The 19,769-nt window shown below is 47.4% G+C and carries 16 protein-coding genes and 1 pseudogene; 12 read left to right on the top strand and 5 right to left on the bottom strand.

Features of this window, described 5'->3' with window-relative positions; genetic code table 11:
* Positions 1-22: 22 nt before the first annotated feature.
* A complete protein-coding gene (locus tag MHI55_RS24195; RefSeq protein WP_340387326.1) occupies positions 23-1,426 on the top strand; it encodes a polysaccharide deacetylase family protein in 1,404 nt (467 codons plus the stop codon).
* Positions 1,427-1,511: 85 nt separating this feature from the next.
* Here the strand turns inward: MHI55_RS24195 and ilvD are convergent, their stop codons facing one another.
* The 3 genes and pseudogenes from ilvD to MHI55_RS24180 all read right to left on the bottom strand — a co-directional run bounded on the left by ilvD (position 1,512) and on the right by MHI55_RS24180 (position 4,920).
* On the bottom strand, positions 1,512-3,197 hold the full coding sequence (ilvD, locus tag MHI55_RS24190; protein WP_036616973.1) for a dihydroxy-acid dehydratase: 1,686 nt from the start codon (positions 3,195-3,197) through the stop codon (positions 1,512-1,514).
* Between the two features lie 317 nt (positions 3,198-3,514).
* Positions 3,515-3,757 (bottom strand): annotated as a pseudogene (locus MHI55_RS24185) (general stress protein); the annotation flags it as partial.
* A gap of 122 nt (positions 3,758-3,879) precedes the next feature.
* Complete coding sequence (locus MHI55_RS24180; protein WP_340387324.1) at positions 3,880-4,920, bottom strand: fucose 4-O-acetylase; 1,041 nt, start codon at positions 4,918-4,920, stop codon at positions 3,880-3,882.
* 222 nt (positions 4,921-5,142) lie between these two features.
* Between MHI55_RS24180 and MHI55_RS24175 the strand changes: the two genes are divergently transcribed.
* The 6 genes from MHI55_RS24175 to mgrA all read left to right on the top strand — a co-directional run bounded on the left by MHI55_RS24175 (position 5,143) and on the right by mgrA (position 10,425).
* Positions 5,143-6,108, top strand: a complete 966-nt coding sequence (locus MHI55_RS24175; RefSeq protein WP_340387322.1) for a sugar kinase — start codon at positions 5,143-5,145, stop codon at positions 6,106-6,108.
* 86 nt (positions 6,109-6,194) lie between these two features.
* Positions 6,195-6,860, top strand: coding sequence for a bifunctional 2-keto-4-hydroxyglutarate aldolase/2-keto-3-deoxy-6-phosphogluconate aldolase (locus tag MHI55_RS24170; protein ID WP_017686833.1), 666 nt, complete (start codon positions 6,195-6,197; stop codon positions 6,858-6,860).
* A gap of 94 nt (positions 6,861-6,954) precedes the next feature.
* Positions 6,955-7,719: an alpha/beta fold hydrolase gene (locus MHI55_RS24165; protein ID WP_340387320.1), complete on the top strand. Its 765-nt coding sequence runs from the start codon at positions 6,955-6,957 to the stop codon at positions 7,717-7,719.
* A gap of 69 nt (positions 7,720-7,788) precedes the next feature.
* A complete protein-coding gene (locus MHI55_RS24160; protein WP_340387318.1) occupies positions 7,789-8,556 on the top strand; it encodes an HAD family hydrolase in 768 nt (255 codons plus the stop codon).
* A gap of 42 nt (positions 8,557-8,598) precedes the next feature.
* Complete coding sequence (locus MHI55_RS24155) at positions 8,599-9,339, top strand: NAD-dependent protein deacylase (RefSeq protein ID WP_340387315.1); 741 nt, start codon at positions 8,599-8,601, stop codon at positions 9,337-9,339.
* A 78-nt stretch (positions 9,340-9,417) separates the two neighbouring features.
* Positions 9,418-10,425 carry an L-glyceraldehyde 3-phosphate reductase gene (gene mgrA, locus MHI55_RS24150; RefSeq protein WP_036616991.1) on the top strand — a complete coding sequence of 336 codons (1,008 nt, stop codon included), beginning with the start codon at positions 9,418-9,420 and terminating at the stop codon, positions 10,423-10,425.
* An 81-nt stretch (positions 10,426-10,506) separates the two neighbouring features.
* Here the strand turns inward: mgrA and MHI55_RS24145 are convergent, their stop codons facing one another.
* Positions 10,507-11,481, bottom strand: a complete 975-nt coding sequence (locus MHI55_RS24145; protein ID WP_243391440.1) for an AraC family transcriptional regulator — start codon at positions 11,479-11,481, stop codon at positions 10,507-10,509.
* Positions 11,482-11,634: 153 nt separating this feature from the next.
* Here MHI55_RS24145 and MHI55_RS24140 point away from each other — a divergent pair, with 153 nt between their 5' ends.
* From MHI55_RS24140 to MHI55_RS24130, 3 genes are read left to right on the top strand one after another with little or no spacing between them, the layout of a single operon-like run.
* Positions 11,635-12,816: a galactokinase gene (locus MHI55_RS24140; RefSeq protein WP_340387312.1), complete on the top strand. Its 1,182-nt coding sequence runs from the start codon at positions 11,635-11,637 to the stop codon at positions 12,814-12,816.
* A 1-nt stretch (position 12,817) separates the two neighbouring features.
* Positions 12,818-13,807, top strand: coding sequence for a UDP-glucose 4-epimerase GalE (galE, locus tag MHI55_RS24135; protein ID WP_340387310.1), 990 nt, complete (start codon positions 12,818-12,820; stop codon positions 13,805-13,807).
* Positions 13,808-13,821: 14 nt separating this feature from the next.
* Positions 13,822-15,420 (top strand): UDP-glucose--hexose-1-phosphate uridylyltransferase, encoded by a 1,599-nt coding sequence (locus tag MHI55_RS24130; protein WP_076252931.1) that lies wholly within the window; start codon positions 13,822-13,824, stop codon positions 15,418-15,420.
* A 62-nt stretch (positions 15,421-15,482) separates the two neighbouring features.
* Here the strand turns inward: MHI55_RS24130 and MHI55_RS24125 are convergent, their stop codons facing one another.
* Positions 15,483-17,510 carry a leucine-rich repeat protein gene (locus MHI55_RS24125; RefSeq protein ID WP_076252930.1) on the bottom strand — a complete coding sequence of 676 codons (2,028 nt, stop codon included), beginning with the start codon at positions 17,508-17,510 and terminating at the stop codon, positions 15,483-15,485.
* Between the two features lie 238 nt (positions 17,511-17,748).
* Between MHI55_RS24125 and MHI55_RS24120 the strand changes: the two genes are divergently transcribed.
* Positions 17,749-18,336, top strand: a complete 588-nt coding sequence (locus MHI55_RS24120) for an MSMEG_1061 family FMN-dependent PPOX-type flavoprotein (RefSeq protein WP_256720106.1) — start codon at positions 17,749-17,751, stop codon at positions 18,334-18,336.
* A 92-nt stretch (positions 18,337-18,428) separates the two neighbouring features.
* Positions 18,429-19,592, top strand: a complete 1,164-nt coding sequence (locus MHI55_RS24115; protein ID WP_076252929.1) for an iron-containing alcohol dehydrogenase — start codon at positions 18,429-18,431, stop codon at positions 19,590-19,592.
* Positions 19,593-19,769 lie beyond the last annotated feature (177 nt).

The raw sequence follows: 19,769 nt of genomic DNA, 5'->3' as shown, positions 1-19,769 counted from the left end.
GGAGAAGTGGGGAGCTTGCAACATGACAACGATACTTCATAGTATTTTACTGTGGTTATTGTATCTTTCATCTTTTTACGCCTTTATTCCAAGTTTGATCAGTAGGCTTTTTGGTTTTCGTGTATTTCGACGGGGAAGAAGTGATACACAATTTGCATTAACGTTTGACGATGGACCAGATCCACATTATACGCCAAGACTGCTCGATCTGCTTCGTCAGCATCAAGCAAAAGCCACATTTTTTGTCGTTGGAGAACATGCAGCGAGTCATCCTGAACTCATACAGCGCATACATGAGGAAGGTCATCTTATTGGCATTCATAATTATATTCACAAGACGAACTGGCTCATGCGGCCACGTACCGTTCGAGATCAGATTCAGCGAACAGGTCAGATTATTCATGAAGTAACCGGCGTGAAGACTTGTTATTATCGTCCACCGTGGGGGATTATGAATTTGTTTGATTTTTTCAGCAAGAAAGAACGAAAAATTGTACTGTGGTCTTCCATGTTTGAAGACTGGAGAAGCCGAGTAGGTGCCCAGAGATTGACTGAACGGATGCTGAAGGAACTGAGAGGCGGTGAGGTCATGCTGCTGCATGATCGAGGAACGACCCTTGGTGCTGATGCACACGCGCCGGAGCAGATGCTTCAGGCGCTGGAAGTCGTATTACAGGAAGCTGAACGGCTAGGCCTGCAAAGCGTACGCGTTGATACGTTGATGGGAGGTATCACAGTGAGCGAATCTCAGAACAAAACGCAATTACAGACACCATTGAAACTATGGAAACGAATCGTTGTTGCCCTATGGCTGGGCTGGGAGAAGTTGTTCCACTGGGTATATCATCTACGGACGGCTTCGCCAGAGGACCCAATGCTGCACTTCAGATCACGTGTATATCACGGAGCACGGGTGGAGATGAATGATGGCCATGTTATTCAAAATGGAGATCCGGTAATAGAACTGCATTTTGACAATCAGAAGTTGTTTGAACTTGGAGTGACGTCACGTTCCAGTATGCACTTGGCTATTCGCATGATTCGGACCATGGAACAGCAATTGCCGGATCTGGCACGCATGGTAGCACTCGAACCTGAGTTACGCTCTGCCAAGGCCATATACGGTGTGAGTATGATTAACAGAGGCCCAGAAAAATTCGGATTTACCATACAAGAATTGCCTCCTGGACCGTTCAGTGCTGCATCCAAAGTATATCTGAAGCTGCTGTTAAGTGTAATCCACCCGGCAGGAACCAAACGTTTGAAACAGCGTACTGAACAACTGGTACCCAAGATGATTGCCATGCCGCTGGATCTATTATTGGAACGTTACGGTCAACATACGATGCAGGTAGCAGCAACGGTAGAAGAATCCAGAGATGAATCGTTGTTAATTGAACAAGAGATACTGCCAGAGCGGAACTAAACGGACTGATCACACCTACCAGCAAAAGAAAAGGGTTGCCCTTCGCCAGATTTGGCAGAAGAGCAACCCTTTATTTATTAGTGAATTAGATACTCAGTACGCCACCGTTGCTTGCGTTCGTAACCAGTTTGGAATAACGAGCCAGGTAACCAGTTTTTACTTTTGGTTCAAAGCCTTTCCAACCTGCGCGACGACGTTCAAACTCTTCGTCACTGATGTGCAATTCGATGATACGGTTGTTCAGATCCAGCTCGATGATGTCTCCTTCTTCAACAAAGGCGATTGGACCACCCTCAGCTGCTTCCGGAGAGATATGTCCGATACTGATTCCGCGGGATGCTCCAGAGAAGCGTCCATCGGTGATCAGACCAACTTTGGCACCCAATCCCATACCTACGATCTGGGAAGTAGGAGCCAGCATCTCAGGCATACCTGGTCCGCCTTTTGGTCCTTCATAACGGATAACAACAACATGTCCTTCTTTTACTTTGCCGTTAGCAATACCTTCAAGCGCTTGCTCTTGGGAGTCAAAGCAGATGGCAGGACCTTTGTGGTATCCACCAACCGAAGCATCAACTGCACCAACTTTGATGATAGCGCCTTGTGGTGCAAGGTTACCAAACAATACAGCCAGGCCGCCTTTTTCGGAATGCGGGTTATCCAGGTGGTGAATGACATTTGTATCCTGAATTTCTTTTCCTTCAACGTTCTCACGGATTGTTTTACCTGTTACTGTAATGCAGTCTCCATGAATTGCGCCTGGTTTCTTGAGCAATTCGTTCAGCACTGCGCTTACGCCGCCTGCATTGTGAACGTCTTCGATGTGGAGATCGGAAGCAGGTGCAAGTTTCGCCAGATGTGGAACGCGGTTAGCTACTTCATTAATACGTTCGATTGGATACTCGATACCTGCTTCATGAGCCAGTGCCAGCGTGTGCAGTACTGTATTCGTAGATCCGCCCATCGCCATATCCAGTGCAAACGCATTATCGATCGCTTCTACAGTTACGATATCACGTGGTTTCAAGTCCATTTTGATGAGTTCCATCAATTGGGTAGCGGATTGTTTAACAAACTCACGACGCTCAGGAGCAACGGCAAGGATGGTTCCGTTACCTGGCATAGCCAGTCCCATCGCTTCAGCCAGACAGTTCATGGAGTTTGCCGTAAACATACCGGAACATGATCCACATGTTGGACAGCCGAACTGTTCAAGTTCAAGCAAGCTCTTATCATCGATTTTACCTGCTTGGTAAGCACCTACACCTTCAAATACGGATGTCAGGGAAAGAGCTTTACCATTGCTGTCACGACCAGCTTTCATTGGTCCACCACTTACGAACAGGGTAGGGATGTTTACACGAAGTGCACCCATCATCATGCCTGGTGTGATTTTGTCACAGTTCGGGATACATACCATGCCGTCGAACCAGTGTGCAGATACAACGGTTTCCACGGAATCCGCGATAATGTCACGGCTTGGCAGCGAGTAACGCATACCAATGTGTCCCATGGCAATACCATCATCTACTCCGATGGTGTTGAATTCGAATGGAACGCCACCGGCTTCACGAATAGCATCCTTTACAATTTTACCGAATTCCTGAAGGTGGACGTGGCCGGGCACGATATCGATGTATGAGTTACATACGGCAATAAATGGCTTGCCGAAATCCTCTTCTTTAACGCCCGCTGCGCGGAGCAAACTCCGGTGTGGTGCACGGTCAAAACCTTTTTTGATCATATCGGAACGCATCTTCTTGGCTGACATGGTGTATTCCCCCCAAATATATAATATTGAGCAACATGAATGGAAAAGTAAATGGCAGTGCATCTGTCGTTTAATTTCATCCGTACTCTAAAAAAAAGGACCGGCATGCCGGTGTCGAGCTCCCCGTAGTTTGTGAAATTCTTTGCTGCTTTAAACCCGTGAACACCCGGTTTTTCTATTGAGTCTATCACAACCGTCGTCATATTTCTACAAACAATAGAAAGAAGCCTCAAACCATTTTCATGGAATTAGACTTCTTGATTTGCGGGAAAGCTATGATCATGTTTCGATGTGGCGAGCGGAATTCATTAGTTGCTTCCGCCTTTGCGTCCAATCTCACGATAGAATTCCTTATTATGAGTTTCGGAGGTTGCTTCTCCGCCCTTGCGACCAATCTGCTTGTAAAAGTCAGTATCATGGGCATCTGAAGTCGCTTCTCCACCTTTTTTTCCAATCATCTGGTAGAAGCTTCGATCATGGTTCTTGGAAGTCGCTTTGCCACCTAATCTGCCAGCTTCCTCACGGCTCATCTTGTGTTCTGACGTCGGTTGACGTGCCATTACAAATCACTCCTTACAACGATAAGTTGTTTTTGTAGCGCGTATCCCTAATTTACCACCTTATTTCCAGCCTGAAACAATTCACTAGGATAGAATCGATGGTGAAGAGATCCGTCAGAGCATTAGGCCGACCGTTTAAACACTTCATGTCGATTGAAAGAAAATCGGGATATATCCGGTTCAATTACGGGTTTGAACGTGTGACGTACAGCCGGCAGAGCCAGTGTGACTGCAAAGAGTACGGCAATGACCAGTATGACTGGAATATACGCCGAGCTTCCCATATAACTGTAGACTCCGGACCAGATCGCGAGACGAACGAGAAACCCATGCAGCAGGAACACATAGAGTGTGCGTCGTCCAAGGTCCGTCAGTCTGGAAGTCAAGGAAGGTACCCAAGCCAAGAACAGTGCTGCCGATGCGATTTCCAGCAAGTAGACACCCACCCGGAAGATACCGGCATACCATTCGTGGTGACCCAGTTCGGCGTACGTCATGCTGCCGAGTAACCATCCGGATGAAATGTTCAAACCACCATACCCGATCCATACCAACAGTGCAGCAGAGAGGATGGCTGCGGTTTTTCGCCCCCAACCGGATAATAAACGTGAACGGATGGTTGCTCCATAGTCATAACCGATGACAAAAAACGGCAGAAATACAAACGTACGGCTGAAGCTGAGCCAGAACCCGTCGATGGGCAAATACCCGGCAATTACACCGAGCGCAATTGATCCAATCAGCCGATATATCGGTTTCCAGGAAATCGTCAGACGAAGCAACAGTCGCCAACAGAAATGACTCGCGAGAAACCATAACAGCAAGTAAGGTGCAAAGAAGGATAGCCGCATATGGGGTGTGTGGAATACGGTAAAGTCCATCAATGCGTATAAGGACTGAAACAGTACATACTGTAGTGCAATCTGCTTCAGAACGTTTCGTCCAGATGCACCTTGGAGTGAGTGTGTCGCAAAATACCCGGTTACCCATACAAAGAGTGGCATGTGAAACGTATATATCCACAGGAACAGAGCTTCCGCTCCTGCAAAACGTGTAATGAGTGGTTCAAGTGCATTACCAGCTAGGACACAGACGATAAGCATAAAGCGCAGATTGTAAAAGAAAGATTCCTGATCATCCCGGATCAGTGTCTGATTTTTCATGGTGTAGCCCCCTTATAGACCCTGTTTGCAAGGTCATTTGCATCTGTAATAAGGGTAATATGGATGTTCATTATCTATTGTGATTTAATTCACATTAGTAAGCGTTATCTTTTATCAAAGCTGTGACAACAAAATGAACGCAACGGGATTGACAACGGTTGCATAGAGGATGACAATAGAAAAAGAAGATGAGGGAATGTAACTATAAGGAGGGAAGAAATCATGTCAACGAGTCCCTATCCAAGCCCGGAAATTATTACGTTTGGGGAGAGTATGGGTTTGCTGACTGCCAAGGATACAAGAGGGCTGGAATATGCAGCCACACTGGACAAGTCTTTCGGGGGTGCTGAGAGCAATCTGGCTATTGGCGTATCCCGCCTGGGGCATACCAGTGGTTGGTTTGGACGCTTGGGCAATGATCCGATGGGCAGTATGATTTTGAAAGCCATTCGCGGTGAAGGCGTAGATGTATCCCGAGTACGTTTAAGTGATGACGAGCCCACTGGTTTAATGATTCGTGAGAACGCTTCCGGGAAAGCCTCGGTGCATTATTATAGGAAGCTATCTGCTGCAAGTGCGATCACACCTGATGATCTGGATCCTGATTATATTGCCGGGGCGAAGATATTGCACGTTACGGGTATAACGGCAGCGATAAGCCCGTCCGGACTTGCTACGGTAGAGGCTGCCATACATATTGCCAAACAGGCAGGTGTGAAAGTAAGCTTTGATCCAAATCTGCGTCTCAAACTATGGTCTGCGGATGAGGCCCGTCCGGTTATACTGCGTTTAGCTGAACTGGCGGACTACTTTTTACCGGGTCTGGACGAGATGAAACTTCTATATAACGAAGAAAATGATCAAAAAGTACTTGAGCGTTTATCTGCCATGAATGCTGTGTGCATCGTGAAGGGTGGCCCTGATTTGACCTATGTATTGGCGAATGGTACCCTAACTGAAGTTCCGTACTTTAAGGCGGATAATGTTCTGGATACGGTAGGAGCAGGAGATGGATTCTGCGCGGGATTTTTATCGGGTATATTAAAAGGATACTCCCCGCAGGAAGCAACCCGTCTCGGCAATTTGACCGGTTCCATGGTTATACAGGCTGTTGGCGATTGGGAGGCGCTCCCGACGTGGGGGCAGGTCGAGGCCAAGCTGAACAACGTTGCCCATGTTGAGCGTTAGTCGCTCTAAATCATATATGGCTCATCTTCGTTCTTAAATGTAAGGCTTGTATACACAACCACCACATTGACAAGGGAGAGAATGAAATGAAGAAGCTTCAGCTGTTGCAAAAGATTACGGACAATGGGGTTGTGGCAGTTCTGCGTGCAGATTCTGCTGATCAAGTCATTGCCATGGCCGAGCAAGCGATTGCGGGTGGCATTAAAGTTATCGAGATTACGATGACAGTACCCAGTGCACTCAAAGCCATTGAAAAATTAAGCCGTGTATACCATTGGAACACACAAGATCCAGAGAAATTCGCGATTATTGGTGCGGGAACGGTGCTTGAACCGCAAACGGCAAGAGCGGCCATCATGTCGGGTGCCGAGTTTGTAGTCGGACCTTCCCTGAACCCGGATACCGTTCAGATCTGCAACCTGTATCGAATTCCGATTCTGCCTGGTGTGATGACGATTGCTGACGTTCAACGCGCATTGGAACTCGGCGTGGACATTGTGAAGTTGTTCCCGGGTAACCTGTATGATCCTTCGATTATCAAAACGATGAAGGGCCCTATGCCGCAGGCGAATTTTATGCCAACTGGCGGGGTATCCTTGTCTAATCTGGGGGATTGGATCAAGGGTGGAGCAGTCGCTGTAGGGATCGGCTCCGACTTGACATCGGAAGCTGTGAAGACGGGTGACCTGAGTCATGTCCGTCGCAAAGCGGAACAATATATGGATGCTTACCGCAAGGCCAAGGCTGAATAATATTTTTTCAATTCGTAGAAGGGGAGCCTGATAAACAAAGGCTCCCAATTCTGTGAGCCGCGGCACCTGCGGAAGTGAAGAAAGGTGATTAACGTTGAGAAATCGGTATAATATAGGGCGCAAGAAGAGGGGCATCGGGAAATTCCTGCTCGTACTTCTGGCGCTCATTGTCATTGGATGTGGATTTGTTGCGTGGAAATTATTCACACCATACGGTCCACAGGAAACAGCCCAAGCGGCCATGGAAACAGCCAATAAGGTGACCGTGAGCGAACAAGAGAACTGGATTGATTTTGTGCCAGATAAACCGACTGGTAAGAGCGTTCTGTTCTACCCTGGTGGACTGGTAAAACCGGAAAGTTATGCACCACTTGCGCATGAGCTGGCTGCTGCCGGTCATCACACGATTATTGCCAAGATGCCAGTTAACCTGGCAGTGCTTAAGCCAAACTTGGCAGATGAGATTCTGGCTGCATATCCAGACGAACAATTTGTTATGGGTGGACACTCTCTCGGCGGGTCCATGGCTGCACGTTATGTAGCCGCACATCCAGATGCACTTCACGGGATCTTCTTCTTGGCATCTTACCCGGATGAAAAAGGGAGCGTAAAGTCACTTGGAATACCTGCTTTATCTATTCTAGGTACTAAAGATGAAGTCGTGAATGCTACGAAGTATCAGAGTGGACGGATGTATCTTCCAGAAGACACGGTATATTACACCATTGAAGGTGGTAACCACGCCCAGTTTGGTGATTATGGTCATCAAAAAGGAGATGGCGAGCCGGAAGTGAGTGGAGAAGAACAGCTGAATCAGACGGTCAAGACGGTGCTGGCTTGGTTAAGTACCATCAAGTAGGTTTTGATTTAATTATTCTGCATTAAGGGCTGTATGCATTAATAGCATAACTTGATGGAGGTGATATGGATGACCATGCTTCAAGTGAATGGAGCGCAGATCCCATGTAAAGGGATCCTGTTCGATAAAGATGGAACACTGCTGGAATTCCTTCAGCTATGGGGGCCGTGGGCAGAGGCATTACTGGATCAGTTGCAATCACGTATGAATGAACTCGGAGCTTCATTTACAGTTGAACGGGAGCATGTTCTGGGCACTACCCATAATCCGCAAGGTCATATTGTTGGATATGATCCGCAAGGCCCACTTGCCATTGCGACTGTGGATGAGTGCACGGGATTGCTTGCTGGGCAGCTATATGCAGCAGGCATACCATGGAATGAAGCGATCACAACGATACGCCAATTTTCAAGTGTAGCCATGAGATCGGTAAGAGAGCGCAAATCCGCTGAACCAATGTCAGGATTGCTGGATTTCTTGCAGAAATGCAGGGCTGCAGACATACCATTGGCAGTCGTCACTTCAGATAGTACAGCGGCAGCAGAAACACATCTGGATTGGATGGGGATTCGTTCCTTTTTCACATCCATTGTGGGCTGTGATCGGGTGACCCAGGGCAAACCGGATAGAGAAGCAGCACTCTTGGCTTGCCGTGAATTACATATCGATCCTGCGGAGGCCGTTGTAGTTGGAGACAGCAATGGGGATATGCAGATGGGGCGGCACGCAGAGGTATCCTATACCCTCGGTTACTGTCCGCAGTTAGATCAAGGATCTCACCTGGTTGATGCCCATGCCATTATTCGTCATTATAATGAGATAAGCGTTATTTTATAAGTCACCCTGACCTGATTGAACGATATAAAAGGAGGAGAGAGGATGAACGCAACAGAACAACTGGCTGCCTGGATTCAGGAAAGCTCCCGGATTGTTTTTTTCGGAGGGGCAGGGACTTCAACGGAAAGCGGGATTCCCGACTTCCGCTCGGCTGCGGGTCTGTATCAGACGGAGCAGCATTCGCCTTATCCACCGGAAGAGTTATTAAGCCGGCATTTTTTTGATCAACATGCTGATATTTTTTATGATTTTTATCGTGGAAAAATGCTTCATCCAGATGCGGAACCGAATGGGTGTCATCGACTATTGGCCCGTCTGGAGCAGGCGGGAAAACTTCAGGCAGTGATCACGCAAAATATCGACGGACTACATCAGAAGGCAGGTAGCAGCAATGTTTTTGAACTTCACGGTTCAATTCATCGTAATGCCTGCATGGATTGCAAGCAGTTTTATACTTTAAATGATATTATACAGTCCCAAGATACCGTGCCTCGCTGTACCACATGTGGTGGTTTGATCAAACCGGATGTGGTGCTGTACGAAGAGGAGCTGGATCAGACGACATTGTATCGTTCCATTGATGCACTGTCTTCTGCAGATCTGTTACTTGTGGGAGGCACGTCACTGACGGTATATCCGGCGGCGCAGTTAATTACGTATTTTCAGGGAAAACATACCGTTCTGCTCAACGCTACACCTACCGCTTACGACCGCAGGGCTGATTTGCTGATTACAGAGCCGATTGGCGAGGTAATGAATAATGTGGACCAGCTTCTTGGTTGAACGTATGCACTGAATAACCGCATTCTCCGGCATAGACCGGGTACAAGAGGCGGAACCTGGGGAAAGAAGGGATTCATAATGGTCTACGTAGCAAGCGATACTCGCTATGAAACGATGAAATATAACCGCGTTGGACGTTCAGGTTTGAAACTGCCAGCGATTTCACTGGGGCTGTGGCATAATTTTGGCGGTATCAATAACGCTGAGAATGGTCGTAATATGATTACCCGATCATTTGATCTGGGTATTACACATTTTGATCTTGCCAACAACTATGGCCCACCGGCAGGTTCGGCAGAGCAGTTATTTGGACAGGTACTGGCCCAGGATCTGAAACCTTATCGGGATGAACTGGTGATCTCCACCAAAGCGGGGTATTATATGTGGCCCGGGCCGTATGGCGAGTGGGGTTCACGCAAAAATCTGGTATCCAGTCTGAATCAGAGCTTGAAGCGTATGGGCCTGGATTATGTGGATATTTTCTATTCACATCGTTATGATCCCGAAACACCTTTGGAAGAAACGATGATGGCACTGGATCATATTGTTCGCTCGGGCAAAGCCCTTTATGTGGGGATATCCAACTATCCCGCAGAGCAGACAAGACAGGCTGCCGAAATTCTGAAAGGTCTGGGTACGCCTCTGTTAATCCATCAACCGAAATACTCGCTGCTGGACCGCTGGATTGAAGATGGTTTGCAGGACGTGCTGGATGAGTATGGAACAGGCAGTATTGCATTCTGTCCATTGGCACAAGGTGTGCTCACGAACAAATACTTGAATGGTATCCCGGAAGACTCACGTGCCAAAGGACCGTCGGTATTCCTGAATGAAAACAACATCTCTCCAGAGACGCTCCGCAAAGTGCGTGCGCTGAACCAGATTGCAGCAGCCCGTGGTCAGAGTTTGGCCCAATTTTCACTCTCATGGGTGCTGCGTAATGGCAGGGTAACTTCCGCGCTTATTGGCGCAAGTCGTCCTTCCCAGATTGAAGAGAATGTGGCTGCACTCAGCCAATTGGATTTCTCTACAGAGGAATTGGAACGGATTGAATCCATCCTGTCTCCAGAGCCTGATGACAAATAAATAAAGTGTAAAAGGTGCATCTTAGCCATAATGGCGGAATGCACCTTTTTTTGTCGTACGTGGTTCCGTCCGTTATGTTGCTCACCGTTTGATTTGTTGAGCATTCTGCTGCAACCCCTGATGTAGTGGTCGGGACAGTATTTTCTCTCGATACAAGCTGGGCGCTTCACCGTGAAATCGTTTGAACTGTTTGGAGAAATACAGCGCGTCTGGCAGTCCAACCGATGCAGATACCTGTTCGATGGACAGATCCGGGCGTTCTCTCAGGAGTTGGCGCGACTTGTCGATCCGTAGTTTTAGCAGATAGGTGACTGGTGAAAGACCGGTTTCCTGTTTGAAAATACGAGATAGATACGCACGATTGTATCCAAGACTCGCTGACATTTGTTCAATGGAGACAGGATAGGCATATTGAGTAGACATATATTGAATCATCTGTTTCACCGTACGTCGGATGGAGGATTCACCGGGAATTAAGGTTTGACCCTGCGAAAGGTGATTCTGTGCTTCGGCTAGAATCATATATAACGTACCCAGTGATGTGAAATGGGAGCTTTCTTTGCGCTCGGCAAAAGCATCCTGCATCACGGATAGCCAATCGGATATTCCACAGGATGGTCCAGCATGAAAAACGGACTTCTCCGGGCGGAACCCGGCTTCCTCGGTATGTTGGCCAGCCTGGCTGCCTGTGAAGGCAATCCAGCGATATTGCCATGGGTTGCGGGCGTGAGACTGGTAACTTACCAGTTGCCCAGGATGAATGAGGAAACAATCACCTGCGGATAACTCGTAGGTGTGCAGTTCGGTACGGAACGTACCCGCCCCTTTTTCTACATAATGCAGCAGATAATAATCAAACAATTTAGGACCGAGGGCGTGACCCGGAAGGGTCTGGCTTGCTCCGGCAAACAGGACATGCAGTGCGCCTTGTTCATAATAGACCGGATTGGAGGCAACCGAATAACTGAGTGCTCCGCTTTTACCGGAAGGTGATTCCTGTATTTTTTCGTTAGAAGATGCAAGGGATTCTTTCTTGGGGTTGGATTGATCTGACATGGTCGTTTCCTTCTTTCCGGGATGCTCCGATCATTATACGCCTTAAGGTCACATTTATCCATATGAAACACACATGGTTGCATTACAAGAGGCACCGCTTTCTTATATAATAACATTAAGAAAACCACAACAACGAGGCGAGGTGCACCAGCAGTGAACGTAACTGAATTGAAACAAAAGTTTATTGAGAAGTACGGAGAGAGTGGAGCGGACATCCGTGTATTTCATGCCCCTGGGCGTGTGAATCTGATCGGTGAGCACATTGACTATAACGGTGGCTACGTGCTTCCGGCAGCACTTGAATTCGGAACAACATTGATCATTCGTGAGCGTAAGGACAACAAGTTGCAACTGGCTTCCACGAACATGTCTTATGAAGGGGTACTAGACACTTCCTCCATAGGTAAGGAAAAAACCGGAGAATGGACCGACTATCCTGTTGGTGTCATGGTTGAATTGCAGGGCAAAGGCGTGAATGTAACAAAAGGCTACGACTTCCTGTACCACGGGGAGATTCCGAACGGGGCAGGACTTTCATCATCTGCATCTCTGGAGGTACTCACCGGATTCGCGATTCAGTCTTTGGAGGGCGTAGCGGATATTGATACAGTTCAACTGGCGCTTCTGTCGCAAAAGGCAGAGAATGAGTTTGTCGGTGTCAACTGTGGGATCATGGATCAGTTCGCTGTCGCAAACGGTGCTCAGGATCACGCGATTCTGCTGATGTGTGACACACTGGAGTACGAAAAGGTTCCTTTCCGTACAGGCTCCTACAAATTGGTCATCGGTAACACAAACAAACGCCGCGGGCTGGTGGATTCGGCTTACAATGAACGTCGCTCCCAATGCGAGCAGGCACTTGCCATCTTGAAGGAACAGCTGCCTGCACTGAATTATCTGGCTCAATTGACGCCAGAGCAGTTCGTAACACTACAGGATCAGATCAAGGATGAGAAAGTAAGGCAGCGTGCGCAGCATGTCGTGGAAGAGAACGCACGTGTTCTCGCATCAGTCGAAGCATTGCAGGGTAACGATCTGGAAACCTTCGGTAAGCTGATGAACGCTTCTCATGAATCGCTTCGTGACTTGTACGAAGTAAGCTGTGATGAGCTGGATGTTATGGTTGAAGAAGCTCAGCGGATTCCAGGCACGCTTGGTGCTCGGATGACTGGCGCAGGATTTGGCGGTTGTACCGTATCACTTGTGCATGAAGATGATGTCGAACGTTTTGTAAGCGAAGTGGGCGCTGCATATGAAGCGCGTACCAATCTCAAAGGTGATTTCTATGTATGCGGTGTAGGCGACGGTGTTAAAGAATTGAAGGAGGCGAAGTAAAATGGCAATTTTGGTGACAGGTGGAGCAGGGTATATTGGTTCTCATACGGTAGCAGCATTGTTGGAACGTGGAGAAGAAGTTGTTGTACTGGATAACTTGCAGACAGGGCATCGTGAAGCGTTGCTCGGCGGTAAGTTGTATGAAGGGGATCTGCGTGAAAAAGAAATTCTGGCGAAGCTGTTCGCTGAGAATTCAATCGATGCAGTCATTCACTTTGCAGCCAACTCACTCGTAGGCGAGAGTATGAAAGACCCGGTTAAATATTATGACAACAACGTGTTTGGTACACTCTGTCTGTTGGAAGCGATGAATGCAGCGAACGTACGCCGCATCGTCTTCTCCTCTACAGCAGCTACCTACGGTGAGCCTGAGAAAGTGCCAATCGAAGAGAGTGATCGTACAGAACCAACCAACGTATACGGCGAAACAAAGCTGATGATGGAACGCATGATGTCATGGTTCGATAAAGTTCAGGATATCAAATACGTTTCCTTACGTTACTTCAATGCAGCTGGTGCTCATGACAGCGGCAAAATTGGTGAAGATCACCAACCAGAGAGTCACTTGATTCCACTTGTACTGCAAACAGCATTGAAACAACGCCCGCACATCGCCGTGTTTGGTGACGACTATGCAACAGAAGATGGCACATGTATCCGTGACTATATCCACGTGAGCGACTTGGCTGATGCACATCTGCGTGCAGTAGATTATCTTCGTAAAGGTGAGAACAGTAATGTGTTCAATCTTGGTAACGGTACAGGATTCTCGGTAAAACAAGTGATCGAAACAGCTAAAAAAGTGACTGGCCTGGATATCCCGGTTGTACAGGAGCCACGTCGTGCAGGTGATCCGGCTGTGCTGGTAGCTTCATCTGCAAAAGCAAGATCAGTCCTGGGTTGGAATCCAAAATGGACCAATCTGGAAGATGTCATTCAAAGCGCTTGGAGCTGGCACCAATCACGTCCTGACGGCTACGGAAAAAACTAGGAGGCGAACACCTTATGTCACAGACTCATATTGCAGCAGGTGCCACAGAGCGGACACCGGAGCAGCAGGAAGCACTGCATGCCATTGAACGTCTGGTTGCATTTGCCTTGCAGAAACAATTAATCGAGGAGGCGGATTGGGATTACAGCCGCAACCTCTTGCTGGAACAATTCGGATTCTCAGAGCCTTATGCCGGAGCGTTGGACACGACAGTGCCCGATGGCCCACAGGCGATGCTGGATACGTTGATCGATTATGGATTCACTATTGGACTCATTCCTGAAAATAGCGATACATTCCGTGATTTGCTGGATGCCAAAATCATGGGCCACTTGATGGCACGCCCATCTGAAGTGGTACGCACATTCCGCCACACGGAGCAGACGGAAGGCATTGAGGCGGCCACATCTCAATTCTATGACTTGTCGATTAACTCCAACTACATTCGGATGGATCGGATCTCGAAGAACGTCTACTGGACACAGGACACGGCCTATGGAGACATGGAGATTACTATCAACCTGTCAAAACCGGAGAAAAGTCCAAAGGAAATTGCCATGGCGAAATTGCTTCCGCCTCCGGTATATCCAAAATGCCAACTGTGTCGTGAAAATGTAGGTTACGCTGGTCGGGTGAATCACCCGGCCCGCCAGAATCTGAGAGTTATTCCGTTGGAGCTTAACAACGAGCCTTGGTTGTTCCAATACTCGCCGTATGTGTACTATAACGAGCACTGCATCATTTTCCATCATGATCATGTGCCGATGAAATTAACCAAAGATACACTGCGCAGACTGCTTGCCTTTGTCGGGGAGTACCCACACTACTTTATCGGATCTAACGCGGATCTGCCGATTGTAGGTGGGTCGATTCTGACACATGACCATTTCCAGGGTGGACGTCATACATTCGCTATTCAAAATGCACAGCCAGAGGCGGTCTTCCGCCATGCGGATGCACCTGGACTTACATTGAGTCTTGTGAAATGGCCAATGTCTGTGATGCGTCTGGCTTCACACGATCCTGCAGAGTTGCTAGAAGCGGGTAACGCCGTATATGAAGCGTGGAAGGTCTACAGTGATTCTGCTGTGGATATCGAAGCATTCAGTGAAGTAGACGGGGAACAAGTACCACACAATACGGTAACACCAATCGTTCGTCGTAGTGCAGACGGTGGGTATGAGATGGATCTCGTCTTGCGTAACAACCGCACAAATGATGTGCATCCAGAAGGCATTTTCCATCCGCACCGTGAAATGCACCATCTGAAGAAAGAAAACATTGGTCTGATCGAAGTGATGGGGCTTGCCATCCTGCCAGGTCGTTTGAAAGAAGAACTGGACAGTATCGCGGATATCCTCGCTGGAGATGCCAAACTCGCTGAATCCGCCAAAGCTTCTGATCATGTGTTGAACAAACACCTGGGCTGGGCGGAAGAATTGATTGAACGGTTTGGTCCTAACCTGGACAAAGAACAAGCCGTTGCCATTGTACAACAGGAAGTTGGCTTGAAATTCGCCGAGATTCTGGAACATGCAGGGGTCTACAAATATGATGAAGCAGGACGTCAAGCTTTCCGTCGTTTTGTAAGCAGCATGGGATACACTGAATAGACATGTATAACGATGAACACCAGCCCATAATACAAGGGCTGGTGTTTTTTTGAATATGATTTTTAACGGAGTTGTGAGCCAGTCGTTTGTTCTGTTGGAATTGAACGATAGATCAGGGCAGCTAACTCTGCTCGGGTTAGGGAGTCATCCGGCCTGAACTGTCCGTGATATCCAACAACCATTCGAGTCTGGGCCAGTGTGGCTATGTAGTCGTGAGCCCAGTGGGAGGAGGGGACATCCTCAAAATAACTCGTTTGGATCAGCGGCAGGTCCAGCGCGAGCACCAGAATTTTTGCTGCCTCGGCCCGTGTAAGTACCGCATCCGGATGGAAGAAATCATTTAAGCCGTTTGAAATATGGAATCCATCAATAAGGCCGACCTCCTGTAGTCGAGATATAGCATCAAAGTAGGGATGTGTGGGCTCTACATCTTCAAAGGGAGCAGCCTTTCGGATTATGGGTAGCTCAAACGCTCCGTTGATTATACCAGCCATGTGTTTACGCAAGATTGGCTGATTAGGCCTGAATGTGGCATCGGGATATCCCGTTATCAGACCACGTGCAGCGATACTTTCAATCATCAAGCGTGCCCAATGGGTTGAAATATCACTGAATACAACTGGGGTCAATGATGTTATTGGCACTTTAGGTTCAGGTTCAACTTTAAGTTTAGGTTCGGTTTTAAATTCCGTTTCTGTATCAGGTTCCTGGGGAGATGTGGAAGTAGGAGAACTGCTGGTCCAGAAAGAAGAAAAACTGCCACCATGGTTTTTAGAGCTAGCAGTCTTTACCCATTTGGCATATAGCGTTATGTCCCGACTTACGGTATCTCGGTCAAAATTCCAGGGAAGAGATAATGCCGAATCTATGTACCATCCATCAAATGAAAACCCGCTTTTGCTGGGCTGAGTGGGAGGTGCTATTGCTTGATTATTCCTAGTAATAGTAGAGGAAACGGGGCTTCCGCCTTGAGAATCAAAAGAGACGGTCAAAGCGGAAATGGGATCTTCCTTATTCGTATATTTGGACGCAGTTGTCACTGAACTCGTCCACTTGGCGTACAGTGTGATGTCCCCAGTCACGGTATCTCTGGCAAAATCCCAGGGAAGGGAGTATACCGAATCTATGTACCAGCCTTCAAACAAAAACTCGTCCTTGGTAGGCTGAGTGGGAGTAACAATGGTTTGCCCATAAGTGGCTTGAGTGACTGCAACCGGGCTCCCTCCAATGGAGTCAAAGGAGACGACCACATTCAGTTTTTGAAAGGGAATGTTATCCCAGTAAGCGAAATCTTGAGCCTCTGAAGGATCAAAACCCGTAATAATAAGGGATGAGTTACCATCAAACGCTAAGAAACCAATTGACAAGACACTAGCTGGAATGAAGACAGTCGCCAACCGATTGTCCGCAAATGCCATCGCCCCGATAGAGGAGACACTATCCGGAATGACAACAGAAGTCAGTTGATTGTCCATAAATGTAGCATGTCCAATGGAAGAGACACGATTTGGAATAACAATGGAAGTCAGCTGGTTAGATGCAAAAGCCCAGTTCCCAATAGTTGAGACATTCTCTGGGATAACGACAGTAGTCAGTTTATTGTTTGTAAATGCACTATTTCCGATCGACATAACAGTCTCGGGAATAACGACAGAGGCCAGTTGGTTGTTAGTGAATGTGGAGTTCCCAATCGTGGATACACTGTCCGGAATGACGACAGAGGTCAGCCGGTTGTATGCAAATGCCAAGTCTCCAATAGTCGTGACAGTCTCTGGAATGACGATAGAAGTCAGTTGATTTATTTCAAATGCCCTTTCTCCAATAGTGGAGACGGTATGCGGAATAACTACAGAAGTCAAATGATCGCTGTAAAATGCTTTTTCACCAATAGAAGTAACTGGTTGACCGCCAATGGTTTCGGGAATAATGACATCTTTCGAAGTGCCCACATAGTCGTTTATTGTGATTCCATGAGCATTAGCGCTCGTTATGAAGTCTTTTTCTTTATTCGGCTCAGCATACATAACCATCTGTCCCCAGGGTGCGAGGAACATTAGCAGAGCAAAGACGAAGATGCTTGCTTTTTTCAATCCAATAACCTCCTTATATTTATATTAAGAATTTTGAAGTTCTTTTGGTTACAGTACAACTGTTAGATGAGATTAACAATACTGAATCTCCAATAGGTGACCCGAGGGGACATGGGGGCCCGGTATTTGAATGACGGCACTCATACTCGTTCTCAGAAATGGAAGATGTCAGTTCCCGCATGTATAATGGTGGAAAGCCATTGAAAACATAACTCAATGAAGAAACGGGGACGAATAATTGGAAAAGAAGGCATTGAATATTCCGTTGATTACAGATGCTGAGGAACTGCAAGGCATGGTGGGTGAACCGCATGAACATGTGCGTAACAAGGCAATTTCATTTGTGGATTCACATGTTCAGAACTTTATATCCATGTCACCATTATTTTTCCTCTCCACCTCCGATCGTGATGGAAAAAGTGATGTGTCACCTCGGGGTGATGGAGCAGGATTTGTGAAAGTCTATGATACATATCGGCTCGTTTATCCCGAACGCCCAGGCAATCGGCGGATAGACTCGTTGTTGAACATGTTGTCGAACCCTGGTATTGGTATGCTCTTTTTGATTCCGGGTATGAATGAAGTGCTGCGTATTAATGGCACAGCATCCATTACTAAGGATGAGGAATTCATCGCCAGTATGGGCTGGAGTGGTAAAACCATAGGTGCGGCTGTTATTGTAGATGTGGAAGAGTGTTTTATCCATTGTCCGCGGGCATTCAAACAGGCTGGATTATGGGACACAGAAACATGGGTGGATGCTGAGAATTTGCCTTCATCAAGCGAGATGTTTCGAGCTCATTTGGAGATTAACGGGTTGTTATAAAGTGAGTGACTATCGATTTGTTTTTCTATAAACAGGGTACTATAATTGGAGTTGCACAAAAATACTAAACTCCATTGGAGGCGACAATAGATATGAGATCTTTCCAATTCTATAATCCAACCCGGCTGATTTTCGGCAAAGGACAACTGGAAGCATTAAAGACAGAAGTGCCGAAATACGGTAAACGGGTTCTGCTTGTATATGGTGGCGGCAGTATCAAACGCAGTGGTCTGTACGATCAAGTGATCGGTTTGCTTAAGGAAGCTGGAGCAGAAGTGACTGAACTGGCAGGTGTGGAACCTAACCCACGTCTTTCTACGGTGCATAAAGGGGTAGACCTCTGTAAAACAAATAACATCGACCTGATCCTCGCTGTAGGTGGCGGCAGTGTACTGGACTGCTCCAAAGCTATCGCTGTAGGTGCCAAATATGATGGCGATATGTGGGATTTTGCTCAGCGCAAAGCCGTGGCACAGGACGCTCTTCCACTCGGTACCGTATTGACCATGGCGGCAACTGGTTCGGAAATGAACTCCGGTTCGGTTATTACGAATCAGGATACACAAGAAAAATTGGGCTGGGGTAGCGCATACTCATTCCCTGCATTCTCTATCCTGGATCCAGTGAATACATACACTGTTCCACTGGACCAAACGGTATACGGCATGGTGGATATGATGTCCCACGTATTGGAGCATTACTTCCATCTGGATGCCAATACACCGGTTCAACTCGGTTTCTGTGAGACGATTCTGCGTACTGTCATGGAAGCAGCGCCTCGTCTGGTTGAAGACCTGGAGAACTATGAACTGCGCGAAACGGTTTTGTATTGCGGAACAATGGCACTGAATGGCGTGCTGAATATGGGTCTCGCAGGAGATTGGGCAACACATAATATTGAACATGCGGTATCCGCAGTGTATGATATCCCACACGGCGGTGGACTTGCAATCTTGTTCCCACACTGGATGAAACATAACCTGGATGTCAATGTGGACCGTTTCAAACGCCTGGCGATCAATGTATTTGAAGTGAATCCAGAAGGCAAGTCTGACAGACAGATTGCCGAAGAAGGTATCGATGCGCTCAGCAAATTCTGGACATCCATTGGTGCCCCTAACCGTTTGGCTGATTACGATATCGATGATAGCCAGATCGACGTAATGGCAGACAAAGCGATGCTGTTTGGACCATTCGGTAATTTCAAGAAACTGCAACGGGAAGATGTTGTATCCATCTACAAGGCTTCTCTGTAATTCTATAATCACTGCAAAGTGAAAGGACACATCAAGTTGTCCAATAACCGCAAGTCTCCTTCATGGGGGCTTGCGGTTTTTTCATGTATTCGGGCTGTACACGTGAATGATGGAGGAACATGAAGCAAGGAGAACAGAATGTCGTGATAATACCCATTATCGGGTTCAGAATACATT

The organism is Paenibacillus sp. FSL E2-0151 (assembly GCF_037993015.1).
Lineage (GTDB): Bacteria > Bacillota > Bacilli > Paenibacillales > Paenibacillaceae > Paenibacillus > Paenibacillus amylolyticus.
The sequence above is the reverse complement of the archived record's forward strand: the minus strand, read 5'-3'. Positions and strand labels throughout refer to the sequence as shown.

Bases quoted from the DNA above. Each gene is read 5' to 3' on its own strand.
- MHI55_RS24195 (WP_340387326.1), top strand. From the start codon at position 23: ATGACAACGATACTTCATAGTATTTTACTGTGGTTATTGTATCTTTCA.
- ilvD (WP_036616973.1), bottom strand. From the start codon at position 3,197: ATGTCAGCCAAGAAGATGCGTTCCGATATGATCAAAAAAGGTTTTGAC.
- MHI55_RS24180 (WP_340387324.1), bottom strand. From the start codon at position 4,920: ATGAAAAATCAGACACTGATCCGGGATGATCAGGAATCTTTCTTTTAC.
- MHI55_RS24175 (WP_340387322.1), top strand. From the start codon at position 5,143: ATGTCAACGAGTCCCTATCCAAGCCCGGAAATTATTACGTTTGGGGAG.
- MHI55_RS24170 (WP_017686833.1), top strand. From the start codon at position 6,195: ATGAAGAAGCTTCAGCTGTTGCAAAAGATTACGGACAATGGGGTTGTG.
- MHI55_RS24160 (WP_340387318.1), top strand. From the start codon at position 7,789: ATGACCATGCTTCAAGTGAATGGAGCGCAGATCCCATGTAAAGGGATC.
- MHI55_RS24155 (WP_340387315.1), top strand. From the start codon at position 8,599: ATGAACGCAACAGAACAACTGGCTGCCTGGATTCAGGAAAGCTCCCGG.
- mgrA (WP_036616991.1), top strand. From the start codon at position 9,418: ATGGTCTACGTAGCAAGCGATACTCGCTATGAAACGATGAAATATAAC.
- MHI55_RS24145 (WP_243391440.1), bottom strand. From the start codon at position 11,481: ATGTCAGATCAATCCAACCCCAAGAAAGAATCCCTTGCATCTTCTAAC.
- galE (WP_340387310.1), top strand. From the start codon at position 12,818: ATGGCAATTTTGGTGACAGGTGGAGCAGGGTATATTGGTTCTCATACG.
- MHI55_RS24130 (WP_076252931.1), top strand. From the start codon at position 13,822: ATGTCACAGACTCATATTGCAGCAGGTGCCACAGAGCGGACACCGGAG.
- MHI55_RS24115 (WP_076252929.1), top strand. From the start codon at position 18,429: ATGAGATCTTTCCAATTCTATAATCCAACCCGGCTGATTTTCGGCAAA.